Source organism: Microbacterium galbinum, from assembly GCF_023091225.1.
Classification (GTDB): Bacteria; Actinomycetota; Actinomycetes; order Actinomycetales; family Microbacteriaceae; genus Microbacterium; species Microbacterium galbinum.
In genome coordinates, this window is sequence record NZ_JAHWXM010000001.1 from 1,642,526 (window position 1) to 1,661,803 (window position 19,278).

The following is a 19,278-nucleotide window of genomic DNA, read 5'->3' on the forward strand; positions in this document are numbered from 1 at the left end:
GGTGTCAGCGCGGGGCGCGGGCGGCGAGGCGCGGGCGGACGCCGCGTCTCGGCTCGTCGGTGTAGTACGGGCTCTTCGCCGCGCCGCGCACACCGTTCAGCACGATTCCGAGCACCGGGGTCCTGGTCGACTCGAGCGAACCCAGGGCGCGCGTGAGATCGGCGGCCTTGGTGCGGTTCGAGCGCACGACGAACAGGGTGCCGTCGGCCATCGTCGACAGCCACAGCGCGTCGCTGACCGACAGCACGGGCGCGGTGTCGATGATGACGTAGTCGTAGGAATCGCGCGCCTCGTCGACGATGCGATGCAGTCCGCCGCTCGACAGCAGCTGGCCGGGGTTCGGGGGCTGCGCTCCGGCGGTGAGGATGTCGAGTCCGGGTCTACCCCACTGCTGCACGGCGTCGGCGAGCTCCACGTCGCCGATCAGCACGGTGGTCAGGCCGATCGAGCCCTCGAGCTGGGTGTAGCGGGCGGTGCTCGGGCGGCGCAGGTCGGCCTCGATGAACAGCACCGAGCGCCCTCCCTCGGCGAGGGTCAGGGCGAGTCCGAGGCTCACCGACGACTTGCCCTCCTGCGCCGAGCACGAGGTGACGAGGATGACGCGACGGTTCTTGTCGACGTCGACGAACTTGAGGCTCGCGGCGACCTGCCGCATCGCCTCGGCGACGCGGCCGTCGGGCTGCGAGCGGATGATGCGGGCGATCGTGTGGGTGTCGGATGCTTCGGGGATCTCGCCGAGGAGGGCGACCTCGGTGGCGTCGCTCAGCGTGCGCGCGGTCGTGATGCGGGTGGCCAGAAGCCGTCGGAGCAGCGCGAAGACGACACCGAGCGCGATTCCGGCGACGGCACCCACCATCACGTTCAGGCGGGTGTTCGGGGAGATCGGAACCGTCGGAGTGCGTGCGGCGGAGATCGTGTCGACGCGCACGGCGGGCTCGCCGTCGGCGCTGACCGGAGAGACGCCCGCGACGGCCGTCGCGAGCTCCTGGGCGATCGCGTTCGCGGTCTCGGCCGCGCTCTCGCCACTGGCATCCGTCACCCCGATCTCGATGACGACGGTGTTCAGGGGCACGTTGACGTCGACCCGTCGCGCCAGACGGTTGGCGGTCTCGTCGAGCCCGAGGTCGTCGATCACCGGGTCGAGCACGGTCGGCGACTTCACGAGGAGCGTGTAGGTCTGCACCAGGCTCTGCACGTAGTTCGACCCCTGCACCAGCTCGCTGGTGTTCTCGCCCCGGGTCGGGATCACGATCACCTGCGACTCGGCCCGGTACTCGGGGTCGATGAACTGCGAGTACCCGTATGCGGAACCCGCGCCGAGCACCATCAGCACGACGATCACGATCCAGTGGTTCCTGAGCGACTGGAAATAGTCCTGCAGTGTCATGTGTCCCCGTATCCCCTCGGCACCTCGACGTGCCTCAGTGTCTCGCACGGTGCCTTCCCCGCGACCATTATCACCTATGTTGGAGGATCGGACCGCAGAGATCTCTGCGGGGCACGACGGGGGAACACGTGACGCACAGACTGATCTTCGTCTGCGAGGCGAACATCTGCCGGTCGCCGCTGATGGAGCTGGTGCTCCGCGCGCAGGGCGATGCGGCCGGGTGGCAGATCTCGAGCGCGGGTACCCGCGTGGGGACCGCGGGCAATCGCATGTGCGTGACCTCGGCCGAGATCGCCGAGGCCTCCGGCGATGCCGAGACGCCGATCCTCGCCGCCGGCCACCGCTCGGAGGCGATCGACGCCGAGGCGCTGCGGACCGCCGATCTGATCCTCACCGCCAGTCGCGCCGAGCGCTCGGCGGTCGCCGCCGCCGCACCCGCCGCCCGTTCCCGCGCATTCACCCTGCGCGAGGCGATCCACCTCGGGGTCGAGCCCGTCGATGCCCGTGAGTTCGAGATCATCGCCGAATTCGATGCGGATGCCGCGAGCACCACGGGCCTGGCCCGATACGCCGAGGCGCTCCACGCCCGTCGCGGCTTCACCGCACCGCCGAAGACGAACCGCGCGCTGTTCGGTCGCCGCCGCCGGAACCCGTTCGACATCGCCGACGCGCACCACGACTCGGCGCGCGAGCACCGCGCGATGCTGACCTCGACGTCGGCCGAGGTCGGGCAGTTCCTGCGTCAGGCTGCGGCTTTCCTCGACTCTGCGTCGGGTTCGCGCTGACGTCAGCGGTCTCGGACCCCTGCGCCCTCGATCTCAGCGCCCCCGTGCGAGGTCGCTGAGGAAGGCCGCGATCGTCGCCCGGTACACCTCCGGGGCGAAGCGCTCCTTCGCCCGGTCACGATCGGCGAGCGCCGTCACGCGGAGCGCCGACCAGTCCGCGACGACGCGGGCGAGAGCATCCGCCAGCGCCGAGGCATCACCCGGCGCGACGAACGCGGCCGAGCCGTACGCCCCGACCGCCTCGCGCAGTCCGGGGATCTCGCTCGCCACGACGGGGCGCCCGGCGAGGACACCCTCCACGGCCGTGTTGCCGAAGGACTCGTCCTGGCGGGAAGGCACCACCAGCACGTCGGCCGCTCCGAGCGCCGGCCACACGTCGGACCGGAAGCCGTGGTGCTGCACGAGATGCGCGACGCCCAGCTCGTCGGTGCGACGCCGCAGGGTCTCGTCGTACGCCTCGTTGCCCTCGAAGACGGCCCCGATGAGATCGAGCTCCGCCTCGATCCCGGCGTCGCCGAGGAGAGCGACTGCTTCCACGGCCACGTCGGGGCCTTTGCGGTGGGAGATTCGACCGACGTAGGCGATGCGCAGGCGATCGATCACCGCGCGCGGCTCGGGCACCGAGTCCGGGGAGTCGACCCCGTTGGGGATGAGCGTCGCGCGACGACCGAGCGCCGGGATCACCGAGCCCACCGTGCGCATCGTGAACTCGCTGTTCACGATGATGCGGTGCGCGGCGAGGTGCGGTGCATAGAGCACCGTGTTGACGATGCGGGCGGCGGATGCTTCGGCCTCGTGCACGTGCGTCACGGTCGGCACGCGCAGCAGGCGGCCGACGATGGGCCAGAGCGGCAGCACGATCGTGCTCACGTACAGCGTCCGAGGTCGCAGGCGACGGGTGATCACGACGGCGGCGACGAACCCGCGGATGGCATCGCGCAGGGAGCGCAGCCAGTTGCGCGGGCGGAGAGCCGACTTGCGCAACGCGAAGGTCGGCGGGATCAGGACCTCGACGCCGGCGGCCTGGAGCTCGCCGACCAGCGGCCCCGCCGCGGGAAGCGCGACGACGACCCGCTCGCCCGCGTCGCGCAGACCCCGTGCGCTCTCGAGGAGCATCCGGTCGGAACCGAACAGTTCCCAGCCGGCGTGCACGAGCAGATGCGGGCGGCGGGTGTCGGCTGTCACCCGACCATTCTGCACGGCACGGCCGCTCGGCGCGCCCCTACCACCCATCCGCCCGCCGCATCACGGACGCGGCGGGCGGATTCGGTGGGGGTGGGTGTCAGCGGCCGCTGCCCAGCAGCACGGTGCCGCTGCCGACCCCGAGAAGGGTCGCAGCCGCGCCGGTGAGCGGACGCGCGATGCCGCTGTTGGCGGCGATCTCGTCGGCCATGCCCGAGAAGGGCTCGGCGGTGGTGGTCATCGCATTGCGCCATCCGGTGTTCTTCGCCGAGGCGAGCGCGAGCGGCGTCGAGAACGTCTCGTAGACGTTGCCCGAGCCACCCCAGGTGACCATCGACGGTCCGCCCTTCGAACTGCTGAAGAGGTTCCCGTCGATCGTGAGGTTCCACGTGTCGACGGCCCGCCCGGTCTGGGTGTCGTGAGCGAAGATCGCCCGCGGTCCGCCCGCGCCGAACACGTTGTTGCGGATCGTGATGTTGCGGGTGATCCACGTCACCGTCGGGTCGGCACCGGTCACGCGCGGGTCGCGTCCGACCTTGTGGGTGGCCTGACGTCGCTCGTCCTGCATGAGGTTGATGTCGTGCCGGGAGTTGTTGCCGAGGTCGTTGTTGGTGATGAGCACGCCCTCCGAATCGAAGATCCGGATGCCCTCCTTGTTGTCGAACGTCTGGCTGCGGGCGATCGTGACCTTCGATGAGAGCTCGGCGTGGATGCCGATCTCGGTGTTGTCGTTCGACGTGACGTCGACGATGTTCACGTCGTAGCAGGACTCGTCGAACCAGGTTCCGCTGCCGACGTTGCGGCTCGTGTCGACGTTGGTCATGTCGACCCCGCGGGAGCGCGTGACCTTGATACCACCGGCGACGGGCGAGCCGTTGAAGCGCTCGTTGTTGTTGTCGGTGATGAGCGAGTCCGACACGGTCGAGTCGTACGCCGTGGTCAACGACATGCCGAGCAGACCGTTGCGGCGGATCGTGAGGTTGTCGACCGTGGCGCGGTCGTTGCCCACGAAGAGTCCGATCGTGGCGTTGTCCTCGATGACCAGATCTCGAAGCGTGACCCCGACGTTGTGCATGCGGATGGTGCCGAGCACGTCGTACGAGGTCGCGTAGCGGCGGACGCCGAGGCCCTTGAGCTGCGAGTTCGCGGAGCGCACGTTGAACGCCTGCCCGAGATCGCTGGCCCGCACCTGCTTACCGCTCGGGTCGGTACCGAGGATCAGTCGGTCGGCTGCGTAATCGACCGCGAAGGTGCCGGCTGTGACCTGGGATGCCGAGGCGACCTGCTTCTGCGCCACCCCGTCGATGAACAGCATGTCGGGGTGGTTGGCCATCGGGTAGTTCGGGTCGACGAACCAGCTCGCGTTGCCGTTCAGCATGTCGTCGTCGAACTCGGCGGTCCATCCGCCGCTCACCCACGACGATCCGGACTTCGTCCAGGACGTCACCCGGGTCGATCCGTCGAACCAGACCGCCTCGCCGGGGTAGGCCTGGATGGTCATGGTCTTGTTGAAGGGCACCTCGACGGACTCGTGGTACTCCCCGGCGCGCACGACGATCGTCGAGCCGGCGGGCGAGGAGTCGACCGCCTTCTGCACGCTGCGGTACGGTGCCGCCGCGCTGCCGTTCTGGGTCTGCGATGTCGACGAGCCGTTGACGAACACGGCCCCCTGCGGCACGGCGTACGACGCGGTACCGACCGGGGCGGATCCGCGGGCCTCGAGACCGGTGCCCGGCTGGGGCTGCGGCTCCGGCTGGGGCTCCGGCTCGGGCTCGGGCTGGGGCTCGGGCTGCGGTTCCGGCTCGGGCTGGGGTTCGGGCTCCGGCTGCGGTTCCGGCTGGGGCTCGGGCTCCGGGTCGGTCACGACCTCGCTGCTCAACGGTCCCGTGGCGACCGTCGCCTCGAGGGCATCGATCTGCAGCGCCGATGCCGAGGCGCCGCTGCTGGAGGCATAGCCCCACAGCGCGAATCCACCGGCTCCGCCGATCTTGCTCGATGAGGTGTCGGTGACGGTCAGCTGCGGTGCACCGGGAGTGGTGCCCTTCGGGGTGAGGCGGGCCTCGAAGCTGACGGCATCCGTTCCGGTGACGGTCGCGTCGAACGTGTACCAGGAATCACCGAGGATGCTCAACGGCACCGACGCCGACTTCAGCTCGGTGTCCTTGCCGCCCTGGGTGCGCAGCACCGAGAGCTGCACCTGCCCCTTCGCGTCGGTGAGCAGGCGCACACGGTACGAGGCGCCGTCGCTCTGCACGCGGGTCGTATAGGCGTAGTAGCCCCGCCCGCCCGTCGACGACAGGCGCACGTCGGCGGAGAGCCGCACGTCCTTCGCCTGGACGGCGCGAGGGGTGAGATAGGCGGATTCGCCGGGCTTCAGCGCGATGGTCGCCGCGCCGTCGGCGACGCTCGCGACACCCGCACGCGACGACCACGAGGTGTAGGCCAGCCCGTTGTCGGAGCTGCCCCACCCCGCGGGCGAGGTGCGCTCGAAGTCGTCGGCGAGCAGCACGGCCGGTGCCGCTGCCGCCGCGCTGCGGGTTTCGGGCGCGGGAGCATCCGTGGCCGGCGAATCGCCGGGGGCGGGATCGGGTGACGCCGGATCGGGGGCCGGCACCTCGCTCGCGCTCGGCTGCGGCTCCGGGGACGGGGCCGGGGTCTCGGTCGTCGTCGGCTCGGGTGCCGGAGTCTCAGCCGCCGAGGCGGGAGCGCCGACCAGGCCGAGCAGCAGCGTCACGGCTGCGACCGCAGCGGTGGCACCGGTGGTCGCCAGACGAGGGGAGGGATCAGGACGGTGATGGTGACGTCGAAGACGCAACAGGGTTCTCCTAGGGGTTTCAGCCCGCGTACACCGCGCCCCTCCAACTTGCCCCCTCCGGGCGAGATGGTGTGCAGTATCGGTACGCACCGCCTACCCGGAGGGCGGCGGCCAGGGGTCAGTGTACACACGCCTACTGGAAGATCGTTGCGAAACTGAAATATATCGGAAGCCCGACGGGCCGGAATCAGGCCGGTGGGACCGGCGCTGCGCTGCGGATGAAGCGCATCTTGCCGCCCACCTGCGGGATGCTCTCGACCCGCTCCACCGCCACCGGAACCAGGCCCTTGGTGGCGAAGCGCAGCTTCGCGGCGGCCGCGTCGATCCCGGCCTGCGCATTCGGCGCATCGCTCGGGATGCAGCGGAGGGTGACGGCGTAGTCGGCCTCCTGCACGATCTCGAACTGCCGGATCGACAGCGGCGCATCGTCGAAGATGTGGCCGAGCGCACCCGCGATCGTCGTGCCGTCGGGCAGGCGCACGGCATCCGACGACCGACCGGAGATCGCGCCCAGTCTCGGCAGGCCGCGCCCGCAGGCGCAGGTGCCGGGCAGGTAGCTGCTGATGTCGCCGAGGCGGTAGCGCACCACCGGGAACACCCGGTTGCTCAGGTCGGTGACGACGACCTCGCCCTCGACGCCGTCGGGCACGGGAGCATCCGCGGCGTCCACGATCTCTATCCGCCGCACGTCCGCGAACACGTGCAAGCCGCTCTGGTGACTGCACTCCCCCGCCATCCAGGGGATCTCGGCCGAGCGGTAGTGGTCGTAGCAGGGGGCGCCGAAGGCCGTCTCGATCTCGGCGCGCGTGCCGGGGGTGAGCGGAGCCGCGGTCACCGCGATCGCACGAGGCGGATGCACCTCCAGCCCCAGACGCCGCAGGCGGCGCACGGTGTCGAGCACCCCGCCGCCGTAGCCGATGAGGAACCGCGGCTTCACCCGGTTCCAGTCGCGGGCGAACTGCGTCACCGCCTCATCCGTGATCTGGAAGGCGTCCAGCTGCACGCGCCGCGAGGGCAACCACCCGAGATCGTGCCGCAGCCGCGCGGCTCCCGTGAGCACGTGCCGGGTGACGATGCCGCGGTCGTCCCAGGGCGTCACGCCCCACCACTCGAACAGCCGCCACTCGAGCGCCCGCGCCGGAAAGCGCAGATCGCGCAGCAGATGCAGCGGCAGCCCCGTGCTGCCGCCCGTCTTCGACACCACACTGGTGCGCTGGTCGGCCTCATCGGTACGGATGGCGTCGAAGTTCTCGCGCAGCATGGCCTTGTCGACGATCGGCAGCGACGAGAACGATGCGGGGTCGCGCAGGTCGTCGTCGGAGAACCCGTGCGACGAGTAGAGGTCGCGATAGAAGGGGCTGTGCGCGAAGGCGAACCGCGCGTGCTCCGCCGACCGACGCGCACTGATGTCGGCGATCTCCTCGGGTGCGAGCGCGTCCATCTGCAGGAACGCCCGGTAGGCCTCCATGCTCGACCGTCCGCCGATCGCGGTCTTCAGGCGGAACGCCGCCTCGCGGATCACGCGTCCACCCCCCGGGCCTTCGCGCCGAGCCAGCGGCTGCGCAGCGCCGCCCGGTAGGCGGCCGCGTGCGAGGCCCCGGCATCCGCCCATTCCCGGCGCGAGAGATCCGGCCGCTCGGCCTCGATCCGCCGCACCGCGCGCAGCGCCTCGAGCAGCGCGCGGCCGTCGACCTCGCCCTCGTACATCTGCACCCACTCCGCGCCCACCTCGGCGGCGAGCGCCTCGTTCGGCTCGTTGCGCGGCACGAGCACCGGCCGGTCGAGCGACAGGGCCGCGAGCACGCTGCCGGAGTTGTGCATGAAGCGATAGGCGAGCACGACCAGCTCGGATGCCGTGACCAGCTCGACCAGCTCGGCATCACTGAGGAACGCGAGCTGCAGCGTCACCCCGGGCAGCCCCTCGACCTGCGCGCGCAGATCATCGGCCAACTCCTGCGTCGAGGCCTTCCCGCCGATCGTCATGCTGAGCTCGCGATCATCTCCGCGGGCCTCGGCGTAGGCATCCACGAATCCCGAGACGCCCTTGTACCGGCGCACGCCGCCGAAGGTTCCGAGGCGCCCGCGCACCCGGTCGGCGCGGGGCTGCGGCGCGTACCAGTCGCGATAGTGCCCGTGCAGGATGACCGAGCGCGCGGTGCCCTCCGGCAGCAGCGTGGTCTCGTTCAGGACGATCCGGTGATCGGCCTGGTGCTCGATGCGTCGCAGCAGCCACAGCCGGGCGGCGTTGTCGTCGGGAAGCTCGAGGTTGTGCACGGTGCGCACGACGGCGATCCGCCGGGAGAGCGAATGCCGCAGCGAAAGCAGCGCGGTCAGCACGTACTTGCCCACCGACGACACGGCACTCCCGCCGTGCAGCTTCACCTCGGGCCAGTGCCAGTGGAAGACGTCGTAGCGGCCGAGGATCGCGCCGCGCCATGAGAAGCGGAGGTGCTCGACCTCGTCGGAGTCGGCGAGTGCCCGATCGAGCATCGTGATGTAGGGGTTGGTCGTCACTCGCGGCGCCCCGAAGGACTGCATGACGCGCACGGGCCCCGGGCGCTCAGCCATCGGCCTGCAGGCCCTTGATCGAGCGGTACCAGCGCAGTGCGGCGAGCAGCAGGAGCAGCGCATTGATCGCGGCGAGCGCCGTGTAGATCACCACGAAGCCCTGCTGCCACCACAGCAGCGCGAAGGCGAGGCAGAGGAATCCGTAGTCGCTGGGGATCACCGCGAGCGAGTACAGCGAGCCGGAGCGCCAGGCCTCGCGCGGCGCCTCCTCGGTCTCGGCCGGGGACTGGAGCCGGTGGATGCGCCGCAGGAAGTCGGCGGCGATGATGCCGAAGAAGAACGTGTTCGCGATCGCGGCGAACGCCAGCGGTAGGAGCAGCCACCGGTCGTCGAGATCGTAGAACCGGAACCAGCACACGAGCACGGCGAGATGGATCGTCGCGAGCTTGAGTGAATCGAAGAAGTGGTCGAGCCACTCCCCCGCGAGCGAGCCCGTTCCGGTGAGACGCGCGAGCTGCCCGTCGGCCGAGTCGAGCGCGTAGCCGAGCACGAGCAGCGCCGCCACCAGCACCGACGACCAGACCGTCGGCGCGAGCAGCGCGATCAGCGCCACCCCGGTCAGGGTGCACAGCGCGCTCACGATGGTGACCTGCGACGGGGTCATCCCCCACGCGTAGGCCGTCGCCGCGAGCGGGCGCCCCAAAGGCCGGTTCACGTAGCGCGAGTATGCCGCCGCGCCCTTCGATGATTTCTGCGCCTGTTTCAGACGCAGCATCGCCCCACGAATCTCTGACACGACATCTCCCCAGGTGGCGTCAAATGTAGCCTTCACTATAGCCACAGGTGCCCTCGCACGGGTCCGTGGGTTTCGTGACGACGGGGAGGATGCACGAATGGACGAACGACGGATGCTGGGGATCATCGTCGTCAACTACGCCTCGGCGGGCCTTCTCGCCGAGAACCTGACCGCGACGGCTGCGGCGGTGCCGGACGCGCGGATCGTCGTCGTCGACAACCGCTCGACACCGGAGGAGCGCGCACGCGTCGAGGCCCTGAGCGTCGCGAACGGGTGGCGGCTCGTGCCGATGGACGACAACGCGGGGTTCGGCGGCGGAGTGAACGCCGGTGCCGCCGTGGCGTTCGACGAGCTCGGGGTCACCGACATCCTGCTCCTGAATCCGGATGCCCGGATCGACGGTCGCTCCGTCGCCGCCCTGTCCGCGGCGACCGCGGAGGGGCCCAGCGTCGCCTCGCCGCGCGTCGAGGACGTCGCGGGCCGGGTGTGGTTCGCCGGCATGGACGTGTACCTCGGCGACGGATCGATGGGCGGGCCGCGTCGCCGCCGCGAGCACCCGGACGCCCGACGCCTGCCCTGGCTCAGCGGAGCCTGCCTGTGGTTCACACACGAGGCCTGGGACCTCACGGGCGGCTTCGACGACGCGTACTTCCTGTACTGGGAGGACGTCGACATCTCGGTGCGCGCCGCCCGCGCGGGAGCGCGCCTGCTCGTCGTCGACGACGCTCTGGCGGTGCACGACGAGGGCGGTACGCATCGCGCGAGCGCCCAGCGACCGGAGGCGAAGTCCGAGCTGTACTACTACTACAACATCCGCAACCGGCTGCTCTTCGCGGGTCTGCTGCTCGACGCAGCGGATGCCGAGGCCTGGTCGCGCACCGCCTGGAGCAATGCGCGCCAGGTTCTGCTGCGCGGGGGACGCCGGCAGTTCCTCCGCCCGATCGCTCCGCTGCGCGCGGCATGGCGCGGTGTGCGCGACGGACGACGACTTCTTGCACAGGCTGGTTCGCAGCGGGGGCCCGCGGTCTAAACTCTCATCACCGGCCGCCGCCACTGCGGCGCCGGATGGGGAGACACGGGGAGCAGGGGGTCTGCGATGGACGCAACCGAAGAGACGCAGCCGAATCGACGGCGCGTGTGGATCACACTGTCGGCGCTGATCGTGGTGATCGCGCTCGCGGTCCTGGGCGCGATCTTCGTGCCGCCGCTGCTCGCCGGAACGCCGAGCACCGAGCCTTCGGCATCCGCCACTCCCACCACTCCTCCGCGCGACATCGTCGATCCCGATGCCCCGCGACCGACGCAAACGCCGACGCCCGCGGCCGGCGCGACCGACGAGCCCTTCGCCGAACTGAGCCCGGTCGCCCCCGACCAGACGATCGTCACCGAGGAGGGCATCGAGATCTCGCTGTCGTCGCTGCAGGCCGTCGACGGTCAGGCCACTCTCGCGGGCGAGACCTCCGGTCCCGCGATCCGCGCGACCGTGCGCATCACGAACACCGGCGACGAGCCGCTCGACCTCGAGTACGTGGCGGTCAACGCCTACATCGGCGAGGATCGTGCACCGGCCGGCACGCTGACGCAGCCCGGCGGCGCACCGTTCGAGGGCACCGTGGAACCCGGCGACTCCGCCGAGGGCACCTACCTGTTCTCGGTGCCCGAGGCCGACCGCGACGACGTCACCCTGACCGTGGACTACCTGTTCGGCGCCAAGGTCGCCGTGTTCCGCGGAGACCTGCGCTGATCGGCACACCCGGAATGGGGCGCGCCGAGCAGTACACGACCACCTCGATCGTCGCGGCGGCCGCTGCGGCAGCGACCGCGGTCCGGTACCAGTTCGGGCCGGGCGTGAGCCTCTCGCTGATCGCCGCCGTCGTGCTGCTGCCGGTGTGGTGGCACGTGCTGGCGAGGTTCCGCTTCGCCCGCCTGCTGCTCGCCCTCGCCGCGATCGCCGCCGTGTGGGGCGGGGTGCTCACGCTGTTCGAGACCATGCGCCCGGTGTCGACGAGCCTGCTGCTCGAGCAGACTTTCACGTTGCTCTCGCTCGCCGGCGGTATCGGAGTGCTGCTGTGGGCGCGCACGCAGATCGGTCTCGGCGGCACCGCCGTGGCGTTCGGCGTCGGGGCGTTGGCGAACGTGGTTCTCACGGGCGGCAACTCGGCGAACCTCTGGAAGTACTCGCTCGCGGTGCCCGTGATCATCATCGTGCTCGGTCTCACCGCGATGAGCGGACGGCGGTGGCTCGACCTGCTCGCGCTCGGGGCGCTCGCCGTGGTGTGCCTGGCGTCGGACTCCCGATCGATGACCTCGTTCCTGCTGCTGGCCGCCGTCATCGTGCTGTGGCAGATGTTCATGCCGCCGGGAACCCGGCGGCCTCGCCCGTTGCAGACTCTCGTGCTGCTCGGCGTGCTGAGCCTCGCAGCCTTCAGCCTGCTGCAGGCGCTGATCCTGGAGGGGGCGCTCGGCGACGCCGCCCAGCAGCGCACCCAGGCGCAGATCGACACCTCCGGGTCGCTCATCGCCGGCGGACGCCCCGAACTCGGAGCGGCGACCGCGCTCGTCGCCGAGCGGCCGCAGGGGTTCGGCAGCGGAGTGCTCCCCGTCTCGCACGACGTGTGGATCGCGAAGACCGGCATGAGCGAGCTGAACTACGACCCCGACAACGGCTACGTCGAGGGATACATGTTCGGCGGCCAGTACGAGGTGCACTCGGTGGTCGGCGACCTGTGGCTGCGCTTCGGCCCGGTCGGGGCGATCTTCGCCGTCGCGCTGATCGGGTGCGCGATCTACGCCGTCGCGCGCAGCGTCTCGGTCAAGGCCGCCGCCGGGATCGCGGTGTGGCTCGTGCTGCTCGGCGCCTGGGACACGTTCTTCAGCCCGCTGCTGACGTCGTCGCGCACCCTGGCACTGCTCTTCGCGCTCACGGCGATCCCGGTGGCGCGGCTGGCATCCCGTCGCGAGGCGAGCGGGGTCAGAGCTCGCCCGGACGCATCGCCTCTTCGTCGATCGCACGGATGATGCGCAGCGTGGCGGTGTCGGGTTTCGGCTCGCCGCTCTGCCCCCGGCGTCGCGGCGCGTAGACCACCAGCGAGTGGAACAGGAACCGCGCGAAGAACGCGACGATCAGCGAGAGCCCCGTCGCGAGGACGCTCGAGATGTGCCAGGTCTCGACCATCAGCGCCATCACCGGGATGCGCAGCGCCGCCTCGATGCTGTTGAACGCGAACGATGCCGCGAAGCGCTGCCACACGCCGCGGGCATTCGTGCGCATGTCGGCGAAGACGAACCGCTCCTGCAGCAGGAAGTTGCCGACGATCGTGACGACCGCCCCGATGATCGCCGCCCAGATGTACGGCACGCCGGCCGCCGTCAGCAGCCACATGATGGCGAGGTTCGCGACGGCGCCCACCGCGCCGATCAGGGCGAACAGCGACATCTTGCCGAAGCGCAGTCGAGCGAGATGCGCGATGAACGTGCCGCCCTGGCGCAGGCTCGCCTTGGAGGTGCCGTGGCGCCGCTCCGCGAATTCCATCGGCACCTCGGCGATGCGCAGATCGGTGCGCGCGAGGATCTCGAGCAGGATCTTGAAGCCCTGCGGCTGGAGCGTCGAGAGGTCGAGGCGACTCCGGTCGACGAGGAAGAACCCGGTCATCGGGTCGGTGCTGCGGGCGAGGCGGATCGGGAACATGGCCCGCGTCAGCCAGGTGGCCGCGCGCGAGACGCCGAAGCGCACCGCGGTGCCGAGCCCACTCGTGTCGCCACCACCGATGTAGCGCGAGGCGGCGACGACGTCGGCATCGCCCTCGGCCTGCCGGGCGAGCAGGACGGGCAGGAGTTCGGGAGGATGCTGCAGGTCGCCGTCCATGACGATGCAGAGATCGGATGCCGCGGCCTCCAGGCCGACCACGACGGCGCCGCCGAGCCCACCCGTGTTCTCGACCCGATGGATCACGCGCACGGGCAACGGAGCATCCGCGGCGACCCGCGCGACCTCGTCGGCGGTGTCGTCGCTGCTGTCGTCGACGAAGAGGATCTCGGCGTCGTACCCCGTCAGCGCGGCGGCGGTGCGGGCGACGAGCTCGGCGACGTTCTCGCGTTCGTTGAAGGTGGGCACGATGACCGTGACCTTCGTGTCCATGTCGCCCCCTCTGCGCGCGCCGCTGTGCGGCATCTCATCGTGCCACGGGTTCCTATGGGCTCGAAACCTGACCTCGCCCTGCCGCGCGCCCGCATCCGGGGGTGCGCTTTCGCGCGTGGGAGGTCTAGACTGACCCGTGCGGCTGTGGGAGTCGCAGGTGGATGGGGATCCGCCTACTGGGGAATCACTGATCTGGGGAGATCATGGGGACGCGTATCGGCTATGCCGCGGGAGCTTTCGACCTGTTCCACGTGGGGCATCTGAACCTTCTGCGCCACGCCAAGCAGCAGTGCGACATTCTGATCGCCGGCGTCGTGAGCGACGAGATGCTGCGCGAGGTGAAGGGCATCGAGCCCGTCATCCCGACGGCGGAGCGCGCGGAGATCGTGCGACACATCTCGTTCGTCGACGACGTGCACGTCGAGACGACGCCGTCGAAGCTGGATGCCTGGGAAGACGTGCGCTTCACGCACTTCTTCAAGGGCGACGACTGGCGCGGCACCGAGAAGGGGCTGCGGCTCGAGCGCGAGTTCGCGCGCGTCGGCGTCGAGGTCGTGTACTTCCCGTACACGGCGCACACCTCGAGCTCATCGCTGCGGCGAGCGCTCGACGCGATCACCGCGGGTGCGGGGGCTCCGGCGCTCGCGCGCTGACGGGCCGGTTCGCCGACGGAGTCAGTTCGCGACGCCGAGCAGGCTGCGGGCCATGCGCGCCACGTGGGGTGGCGTGTGCGGCCCCAGCCAGACGGTCCACTGCGCCGGCGGCTCGCTGCACGCCCACTCGACGCACCACGAGTGCACGGCATTGGCGAGGCGCTCACCCTTGGTGTGCGCGCGGATGCCGTCACCGCGCACGAGCCAGCGCACCGACACCCCGTCGGGCACGTCGATGTGACGCATCTGGATTCGCGCGGCCGCTTCGAGCAGGATCACGCCGGTCGCGTCCCACGGCAGTCGGGCGGCGATCCCCGCGATCACCCCGGCGTCCGCCGCGTCTCCGGCGACGAGCACAGCGCCCTCGATGTTCTCCCAGTCGGGGTCGTCCAGGTGCTCGCTCGCGTGGTTCATGGCTTCGATTATAGGTAAGCCTACCCTTACCGACAAGCCCTTCTCGGCCCTCTCCCCGCCAGGGCGTTCTACGCTTGTGTCATGACTTCTCCTGCTGAATCCACCATCACGATGTTCGGCGCCGACTGGTGCCGCGACTGCATCCGCACCAAGAAGCAGCTCGACGACCTCGGCGTCGAGTACACGTACGTCGATCTCGTCGCCGACCCCTCCGGTGCCGACGTCGCGAAGGACATCTCCGGCCGCACGAACATCCCCGTCGTCCTGTACCCCGACTCCTCCCACCAGGTCGAGCCGTCGAACGCCGACGTCGAGGCGAAGCTGCGCGAGCTCTCCCTGATCTGAGCGCCGCGTCGGCACAACTTCGGAGTTCCGGAGCGCCGCGCCCGCACAACTTCGGAGTTCCGGAGCGCCGCCCCGCGACGGCATCCGATTCAGCGGCGTGCCGTGTGCAATCTCCGAGGTTGTGCCGGGGCGACGAGACGAAGGGCCACCGCTACACTGGCGCGATGAGCACAGAGGCTCGGCCCGAACGAGCATCCGTCCGCCTGTCCGCGCGCACGATCGTGCTGTACGCGATCGGGTCCGTCGGCACCGGCGGATACGCCACGCTGCCCGGGCTGGTGCTGACGTACTTCCTCACCGACAACCTCGGGGTCGCCGCTCTGGCCGCCGGAGTCATCGTCACCGCCGCCAAGATCTGGGACGTCGTGATCGACCCGCTGATCGGCGCGGCCTCCGACCGTCAGCTCGCGCGCACCGGCTCGCGTCGCGGGTTCATGGTGCTGGGCGCCGTCACGCTGCCCGTGTTCTTCGCGCTGACGTTCGCGGTGCCTCCATCGTGGGGGCCGATGGCCGGTGCGGTGTGCGTGCTGCTCGCCTTCCTCGCCACGGCGACGTCGTTCAGCCTGTTCCAGGTGCCGTACGTCGCGCTGCCCGCCGAGCTCACCGACGGTTACGACGAGCGCACGCGCCTGCTCGGTTGGCGGGTCGTGGTGCTGACGGCATCCATCCTCCTGTTCGGCGCGGGTGGCCCCGCACTGCGCAAGGCGGGCGACGACCCCGTGCTCGGATATCTGCTGATGGGGATCGTCGCGGGACTCGCGATCGGCATCGGCATGTTCGTGGCGACGCGCACGGCGGATGCCGCAGCCGCACGCCGCGTCGGCGACGAGAGCGCGGTGGCCCCGGCCGCCGGCATCCGAGAGCAGTACGCCTCGGGGTTCCGGGCGCTGCGGCGCAGCCAACCGTTCCGTGCGCTGCTGGGCGCGTTCCTGCTGCAGGCGCTCGCGACCGGCACCATGCTCGCCGGGGCGCAGTACGTGGCGACCTGGGTACTGCGGTCGGAGGACGCCGTGACGTTCGTGTTCGTCGCGCTCGTCGGCCCTGCGCTCGTGGCGACGCCCGCCTGGACGGTCATCGCCCGGCGGGTCGGCAAGGAGCGCGCGTTCGGCATCGCGAGCGTGCTGTTCACTCTCGCCGCGGCGTCCCTCACGATCGCAGTCTGGACGCCCGGCGCCTGGATCTACGCCTCCGTCGCGGTGGCCGGAATCGCCTACGCCGGTCTGCAGTCGCTGCCGATGGCGATGTTGCCCGACGTCATCTCGCACGACGAGCGCACCCACGGCAGCGGGCGCGCGGGCACCTTCACCGGCATCTGGACCGCCGGGGAGACGGTCGGCTTCGCTCTCGGTGCGACGACGGTCTCGCTCACCCTCGCCCTGACCGGGTACGTCTCGACGGTCGCGGGCACGACGGTCGAGCAGCCGGATGCCGCCATCACCGGCATCGTGCTCAGTTTCAGCATCCTTCCCGCACTGATCATGCTCGCGAGCCTCCTGCCTCTTCACCGTTACCGCCTGCGCCGCCACGACATCGACGCATAAGCTGGGATCCCGTTCGAAGGAGCCGCCCGTGACCTCCACGCCCGTCGCCACGACCACGCCCGAGATCGGCGAGAGCGAGCACGCGCGGCTCGACACGGCGATCGACGACCTGCACACGGGCGCCCGAGTGTGGTCGGCGCTCACGGTCGCGCAGCGCGTGACGCTGCTGCGTCAGGTGCGCACGAGCGTGGCCGCGACCGCCGAGGACTGGGCGACGACCGCCGCGGCGACGAAGGGGCTCGATGCGCGGCATCCGCTCCGTGGCGAGGAATGGCTGAGCGGGCCCTACGGTGTGCTCGGCGCGCTCGACGCCTACATCGAGACGCTCTCGCGGCTCGCCCGCGGCGCCAACCCGCTCGACGGAATCACCATCGACCGCGCCCCCGGCGGCCGCACGCGCGTGCACGCGTTCCCCCTCACCGGCATCGATCGCTTCCTGCTGTCGGGATTCACCGGCGAGGTCTGGCTCGAACCGGGCACGACACCGCGCGCGGCCCGAGCCGCCGCCGGGCTCGGCCAGCGCACGCCGACCGTCTCCGGCGGAGTGGGGCTCGTGCTCGGCGCAGGCAACGTCACCTCGATCCCCGTGCTCGACGTGCTCTACGAACTGCTCGCCTCGAACCGCACCGCGCTGCTCAAGGTGAACCCGACGCAGGATCCCCTCGTGCCGATCTACAAGCGCGCGCTCGCCCCGCTCATCGAGCCGGGGTTCCTGCGCATCGTGCGCGGCGGCCCGGCGGTCGGCGCCTACCTCACGGCGCATCCCGACCTCTCGCACGTGCACATCACCGGGTCCGCGGCGACGTTCGACGCGATCGTCTGGGGCCCGAAGACCGCGCGCGGCGCCCGCCGCAAGAAGCCGTCGATGTCGAAGCCGATCACGGCCGAGCTCGGCGGGGTCTCGCCGATCATCGTCGTGCCCGGCGACTGGTCCGAGGCCGACCTGCGGTACCAGGCAGAGCACGTCGCGACCATGCGGCTGCAGAACAGCGGCCACAACTGCATCGCCGGGCAGGTCGTGATCCTGTCGGAGGACTGGGACCAGGCGGATGCCTTCCGCGCCGCGCTCCGTCGGGCCTATGCGAGCGCGCCCGAGCGACCCACCTGGTACCCGGGGTCGACGAACCGCATGCACGAGGCATCCGATGCCTACCCCGATGCCCTCGTGCTCGGCGACCGGCTGCTCGTGGAGATCGACGGCGACGACGACGCCTCGGCCCTGCAGAGCACCGAGTACTTCGCACCGGTCCTCGGCGTCGTGAGCGTCGCCGGGACGGGCCAGGAGTTCCTCGACGCCGCCGTCGCCTACGCGAACGACGAGCTGCAGGGCACGCTCGGGGCGAACGTGCTCATCGACCCGGCGACCGAGAAGTCGCTCGGCACCGGATTCGAGAGAGCGATCGCCGACCTCCGGTACGGATCGATCGCGATCAACGGCTGGACCGGCTTCGCGTTCATCACCCCGACATTGACCTGGGGCGCTTTCCCCGGCAGCACGATCGACGACGTCGGCAGCGGCATCGGCGTCGTGCACAACGCCCTGCTGCTCGATCGGGTCGAGCGATCGGTGCTGCGTGGCCCGTTCCGGCCGTTCCCGCGCTCCGCGCCGGGCCTCAACGGCGGCGGTCGAGTCACGATCCTGCCGACGCCCCCGTGGTTCGTGACCTCGCGCACCGGCGCCGAGGTGAGCGAGGGGCTCACCCGATTCCGCGCAAGCGGCGGCGTGGGAGGCCTCGTGAAGACCCTGCTGGCGGCGCTGCGCGCCTGACGCACCCCTGGGTCAGTCTCAGGGGTCGAGGTCGTCGACCGAGCGGGTGAACGTCTCGGCGCAGACCCCCAGGCCCTCGCTGTAGCCGAGCGCGAACCAATACTGCCGCTGCTCGCTCGACCCGTGCGTCCAGCTGTCGGGGTTCGAAACGCCCGACATCTCCTGGATGTGGTCGTCTCCCACCGCGGCAGCGGCATCCAATGCGTCCCGCCGCTGCTCCTCGGTGGTCGGTTGCAGGTACGGCGTACCGTCGGCGTCCGTCTGCTCGGAGATCCGCCCGATCCAGGCACCGGCGTAGCAGTCCGCCTGCAACTCCATGCGCACGCCGTTGCTGCCCTCTCCGGTGCCGTTGTTCGGGTACTGATCCATCGTGCCGACGATGTTCTGGATGTGGTGGCCCCACTCGTGACCCACGATGTAGAGCTGGGCGAGGTTGCCGGCGGATGCCCCGAACTGCTGCTGCATGAGCGAGAAGAACGTGGGGTCGAGGTAGACGCCCTGCTCGGGCGGGCAGTAGAACGGCCCGACGGCGTTGGAGGCGGTGCCGCACTGCGTCGAGGTCGCACCGTCGACCACCGTCAGGGTCGGCGGCACGTACCCCTCGACGTTGTCTTCCCAGAACGCGTCGAGTGCGACCTGTGCGCCGGCCATGCGGCAGTCGACGTTCTCGTTCGCGTCCTGCCCCGTGTCGCAGTTCTCGATGACCGAGCTCCCGGAGTCGGAGCCCGAACCGCCCGTCGACGTACCGCCGCCGAGAAGCCCCGTCAGGTCGATCCCGAGCAGCGGCCCCGCGATCAGGGCGATGAGGCCGAGCACCCCGACTCCTGTGCCTCCCGCGATCGCCGCGTTGCGACCGCGGCGGCGCGTGGTGTTGGTCGACAGGTCGGCGTCGGGGTTGAACGTCATGGCTCCGAGGGTACTCCGCCCCTCGGACGGTCGTAGGCTC

17 protein-coding genes are annotated in these 19,278 nt (G+C 70.5%); 8 read left to right on the forward strand and 9 right to left on the reverse strand.

Translation table 11 applies throughout. The features are described from left to right. Positions 1-4: 4 nt before the first annotated feature. Positions 5-1,387, reverse strand: coding sequence for a tyrosine-protein kinase domain-containing protein (locus KZC52_RS07930; RefSeq protein ID WP_247623498.1), 1,383 nt, complete (start codon positions 1,385-1,387; stop codon positions 5-7). Between the two features lie 128 nt (positions 1,388-1,515). On the opposite strand from KZC52_RS07930, the gene KZC52_RS07935 reads away from it, so the two are divergent. Next, positions 1,516-2,172, forward strand: coding sequence for an arsenate reductase/protein-tyrosine-phosphatase family protein (locus tag KZC52_RS07935; RefSeq protein WP_247623499.1), 657 nt, complete (start codon positions 1,516-1,518; stop codon positions 2,170-2,172). A gap of 33 nt (positions 2,173-2,205) precedes the next feature. On the opposite strand, the gene KZC52_RS07940 is transcribed toward KZC52_RS07935, so the two are convergent. From KZC52_RS07940 to KZC52_RS07960, 5 genes are all read right to left on the reverse strand, one after another. Then, complete coding sequence (locus KZC52_RS07940) at positions 2,206-3,357, reverse strand: glycosyltransferase (RefSeq protein WP_247623500.1); 1,152 nt, start codon at positions 3,355-3,357, stop codon at positions 2,206-2,208. 97 nt (positions 3,358-3,454) lie between these two features. Beyond that, entirely contained in the window at positions 3,455-6,169 is a 2,715-nt protein-coding gene (locus KZC52_RS07945) for a right-handed parallel beta-helix repeat-containing protein (RefSeq protein WP_247623501.1), read from the reverse strand. 187 nt (positions 6,170-6,356) lie between these two features. Further along, complete coding sequence (locus tag KZC52_RS07950) at positions 6,357-7,691, reverse strand: phenylacetate--CoA ligase family protein (RefSeq protein WP_247623502.1); 1,335 nt, start codon at positions 7,689-7,691, stop codon at positions 6,357-6,359. Beyond that, positions 7,688-8,737 (reverse strand): glycosyltransferase family protein, encoded by a 1,050-nt coding sequence (locus KZC52_RS07955; RefSeq protein ID WP_247623503.1) that lies wholly within the window; start codon positions 8,735-8,737, stop codon positions 7,688-7,690. Before KZC52_RS07955 ends, KZC52_RS07950 begins: the two co-directional genes overlap by 4 nt. After that, positions 8,730-9,452: a CDP-alcohol phosphatidyltransferase family protein gene (locus KZC52_RS07960; RefSeq protein ID WP_247623504.1), complete on the reverse strand. Its 723-nt coding sequence runs from the start codon at positions 9,450-9,452 to the stop codon at positions 8,730-8,732. The genes KZC52_RS07955 and KZC52_RS07960 overlap by 8 nt, the downstream gene beginning before the upstream one ends. Positions 9,453-9,570: 118 nt before the next feature. Between KZC52_RS07960 and KZC52_RS07965 the strand changes: the two genes are divergently transcribed. The 3 genes from KZC52_RS07965 (at position 9,571) to KZC52_RS07975 (ending at position 12,491) form a co-directional block, all read left to right on the forward strand. Continuing rightward, a complete protein-coding gene (locus tag KZC52_RS07965) occupies positions 9,571-10,503 on the forward strand; it encodes a glycosyltransferase family 2 protein (protein WP_247623505.1) in 933 nt (310 codons plus the stop codon). A 66-nt stretch (positions 10,504-10,569) separates the two neighbouring features. After that, a complete protein-coding gene (locus KZC52_RS07970; RefSeq protein WP_247623506.1) occupies positions 10,570-11,217 on the forward strand; it encodes a DUF4232 domain-containing protein in 648 nt (215 codons plus the stop codon). 14 nt (positions 11,218-11,231) lie between these two features. Continuing rightward, entirely contained in the window at positions 11,232-12,491 is a 1,260-nt protein-coding gene (locus KZC52_RS07975; RefSeq protein ID WP_247623507.1) for a hypothetical protein, read from the forward strand. On the opposite strand, the gene KZC52_RS07980 is transcribed toward KZC52_RS07975, so the two are convergent. After that, a complete protein-coding gene (locus tag KZC52_RS07980; RefSeq protein ID WP_247623508.1) occupies positions 12,445-13,611 on the reverse strand; it encodes a glycosyltransferase in 1,167 nt (388 codons plus the stop codon). The two genes, KZC52_RS07975 and KZC52_RS07980, sit on opposite strands and share 47 nt — an antisense overlap. 203 nt (positions 13,612-13,814) lie before the next feature. On the opposite strand from KZC52_RS07980, the gene KZC52_RS07985 reads away from it, so the two are divergent. Continuing rightward, positions 13,815-14,264: an FAD synthase family protein gene (locus KZC52_RS07985; protein WP_247623509.1), complete on the forward strand. Its 450-nt coding sequence runs from the start codon at positions 13,815-13,817 to the stop codon at positions 14,262-14,264. 21 nt (positions 14,265-14,285) lie between these two features. On the opposite strand, the gene KZC52_RS07990 is transcribed toward KZC52_RS07985, so the two are convergent. Next, a complete protein-coding gene (locus KZC52_RS07990) occupies positions 14,286-14,678 on the reverse strand; it encodes an SIP domain-containing protein (protein ID WP_247623510.1) in 393 nt (130 codons plus the stop codon). A gap of 81 nt (positions 14,679-14,759) precedes the next feature. Between KZC52_RS07990 and KZC52_RS07995 the strand changes: the two genes are divergently transcribed. The 3 genes from KZC52_RS07995 (at position 14,760) to KZC52_RS08005 (ending at position 18,332) form a co-directional block, all read left to right on the forward strand. After that, the gene (locus KZC52_RS07995; RefSeq protein ID WP_247623511.1) at positions 14,760-15,023 is read left to right on the forward strand and encodes a glutaredoxin domain-containing protein; all 264 of its coding nucleotides are present in this window, start codon (positions 14,760-14,762) and stop codon (positions 15,021-15,023) included. A 164-nt stretch (positions 15,024-15,187) separates the two neighbouring features. Beyond that, complete coding sequence (locus KZC52_RS08000) at positions 15,188-16,564, forward strand: MFS transporter (RefSeq protein ID WP_247623512.1); 1,377 nt, start codon at positions 15,188-15,190, stop codon at positions 16,562-16,564. Positions 16,565-16,592: 28 nt separating this feature from the next. Then, positions 16,593-18,332 (forward strand): aldehyde dehydrogenase family protein, encoded by a 1,740-nt coding sequence (locus KZC52_RS08005; RefSeq protein ID WP_247623513.1) that lies wholly within the window; start codon positions 16,593-16,595, stop codon positions 18,330-18,332. A gap of 18 nt (positions 18,333-18,350) precedes the next feature. Here the strand turns inward: KZC52_RS08005 and ypfJ are convergent, their stop codons facing one another. After that, positions 18,351-19,238 (reverse strand): KPN_02809 family neutral zinc metallopeptidase, encoded by an 888-nt coding sequence (gene ypfJ / locus KZC52_RS08010; protein WP_247623514.1) that lies wholly within the window; start codon positions 19,236-19,238, stop codon positions 18,351-18,353. Between the last annotated feature and the right edge of the window lie 40 nt (positions 19,239-19,278).

Excerpts from the sequence above, each read along its gene's own strand:
- KZC52_RS07970 (WP_247623506.1), top strand. The coding sequence starts at position 10,570 with ATGGACGCAACCGAAGAGACGCAGCCGAATCGACGGCGCGTGTGGATC.
- KZC52_RS08000 (WP_247623512.1), top strand. The coding sequence starts at position 15,188 with ATGAGCACAGAGGCTCGGCCCGAACGAGCATCCGTCCGCCTGTCCGCG.
- KZC52_RS07930 (WP_247623498.1), bottom strand. The coding sequence starts at position 1,387 with ATGACACTGCAGGACTATTTCCAGTCGCTCAGGAACCACTGGATCGTG.
- KZC52_RS07975 (WP_247623507.1), top strand. The coding sequence starts at position 11,232 with ATGGGGCGCGCCGAGCAGTACACGACCACCTCGATCGTCGCGGCGGCC.
- KZC52_RS07965 (WP_247623505.1), top strand. The coding sequence starts at position 9,571 with ATGGACGAACGACGGATGCTGGGGATCATCGTCGTCAACTACGCCTCG.
- KZC52_RS07980 (WP_247623508.1), bottom strand. The coding sequence starts at position 13,611 with ATGGACACGAAGGTCACGGTCATCGTGCCCACCTTCAACGAACGCGAG.
- KZC52_RS07985 (WP_247623509.1), top strand. The coding sequence starts at position 13,815 with ATGGGGACGCGTATCGGCTATGCCGCGGGAGCTTTCGACCTGTTCCAC.
- KZC52_RS07995 (WP_247623511.1), top strand. The coding sequence starts at position 14,760 with ATGACTTCTCCTGCTGAATCCACCATCACGATGTTCGGCGCCGACTGG.
- KZC52_RS07960 (WP_247623504.1), bottom strand. The coding sequence starts at position 9,452 with ATGCTGCGTCTGAAACAGGCGCAGAAATCATCGAAGGGCGCGGCGGCA.
- KZC52_RS07955 (WP_247623503.1), bottom strand. The coding sequence starts at position 8,737 with ATGGCTGAGCGCCCGGGGCCCGTGCGCGTCATGCAGTCCTTCGGGGCG.
- ypfJ (WP_247623514.1), bottom strand. The coding sequence starts at position 19,238 with ATGACGTTCAACCCCGACGCCGACCTGTCGACCAACACCACGCGCCGC.
- KZC52_RS07990 (WP_247623510.1), bottom strand. The coding sequence starts at position 14,678 with ATGAACCACGCGAGCGAGCACCTGGACGACCCCGACTGGGAGAACATC.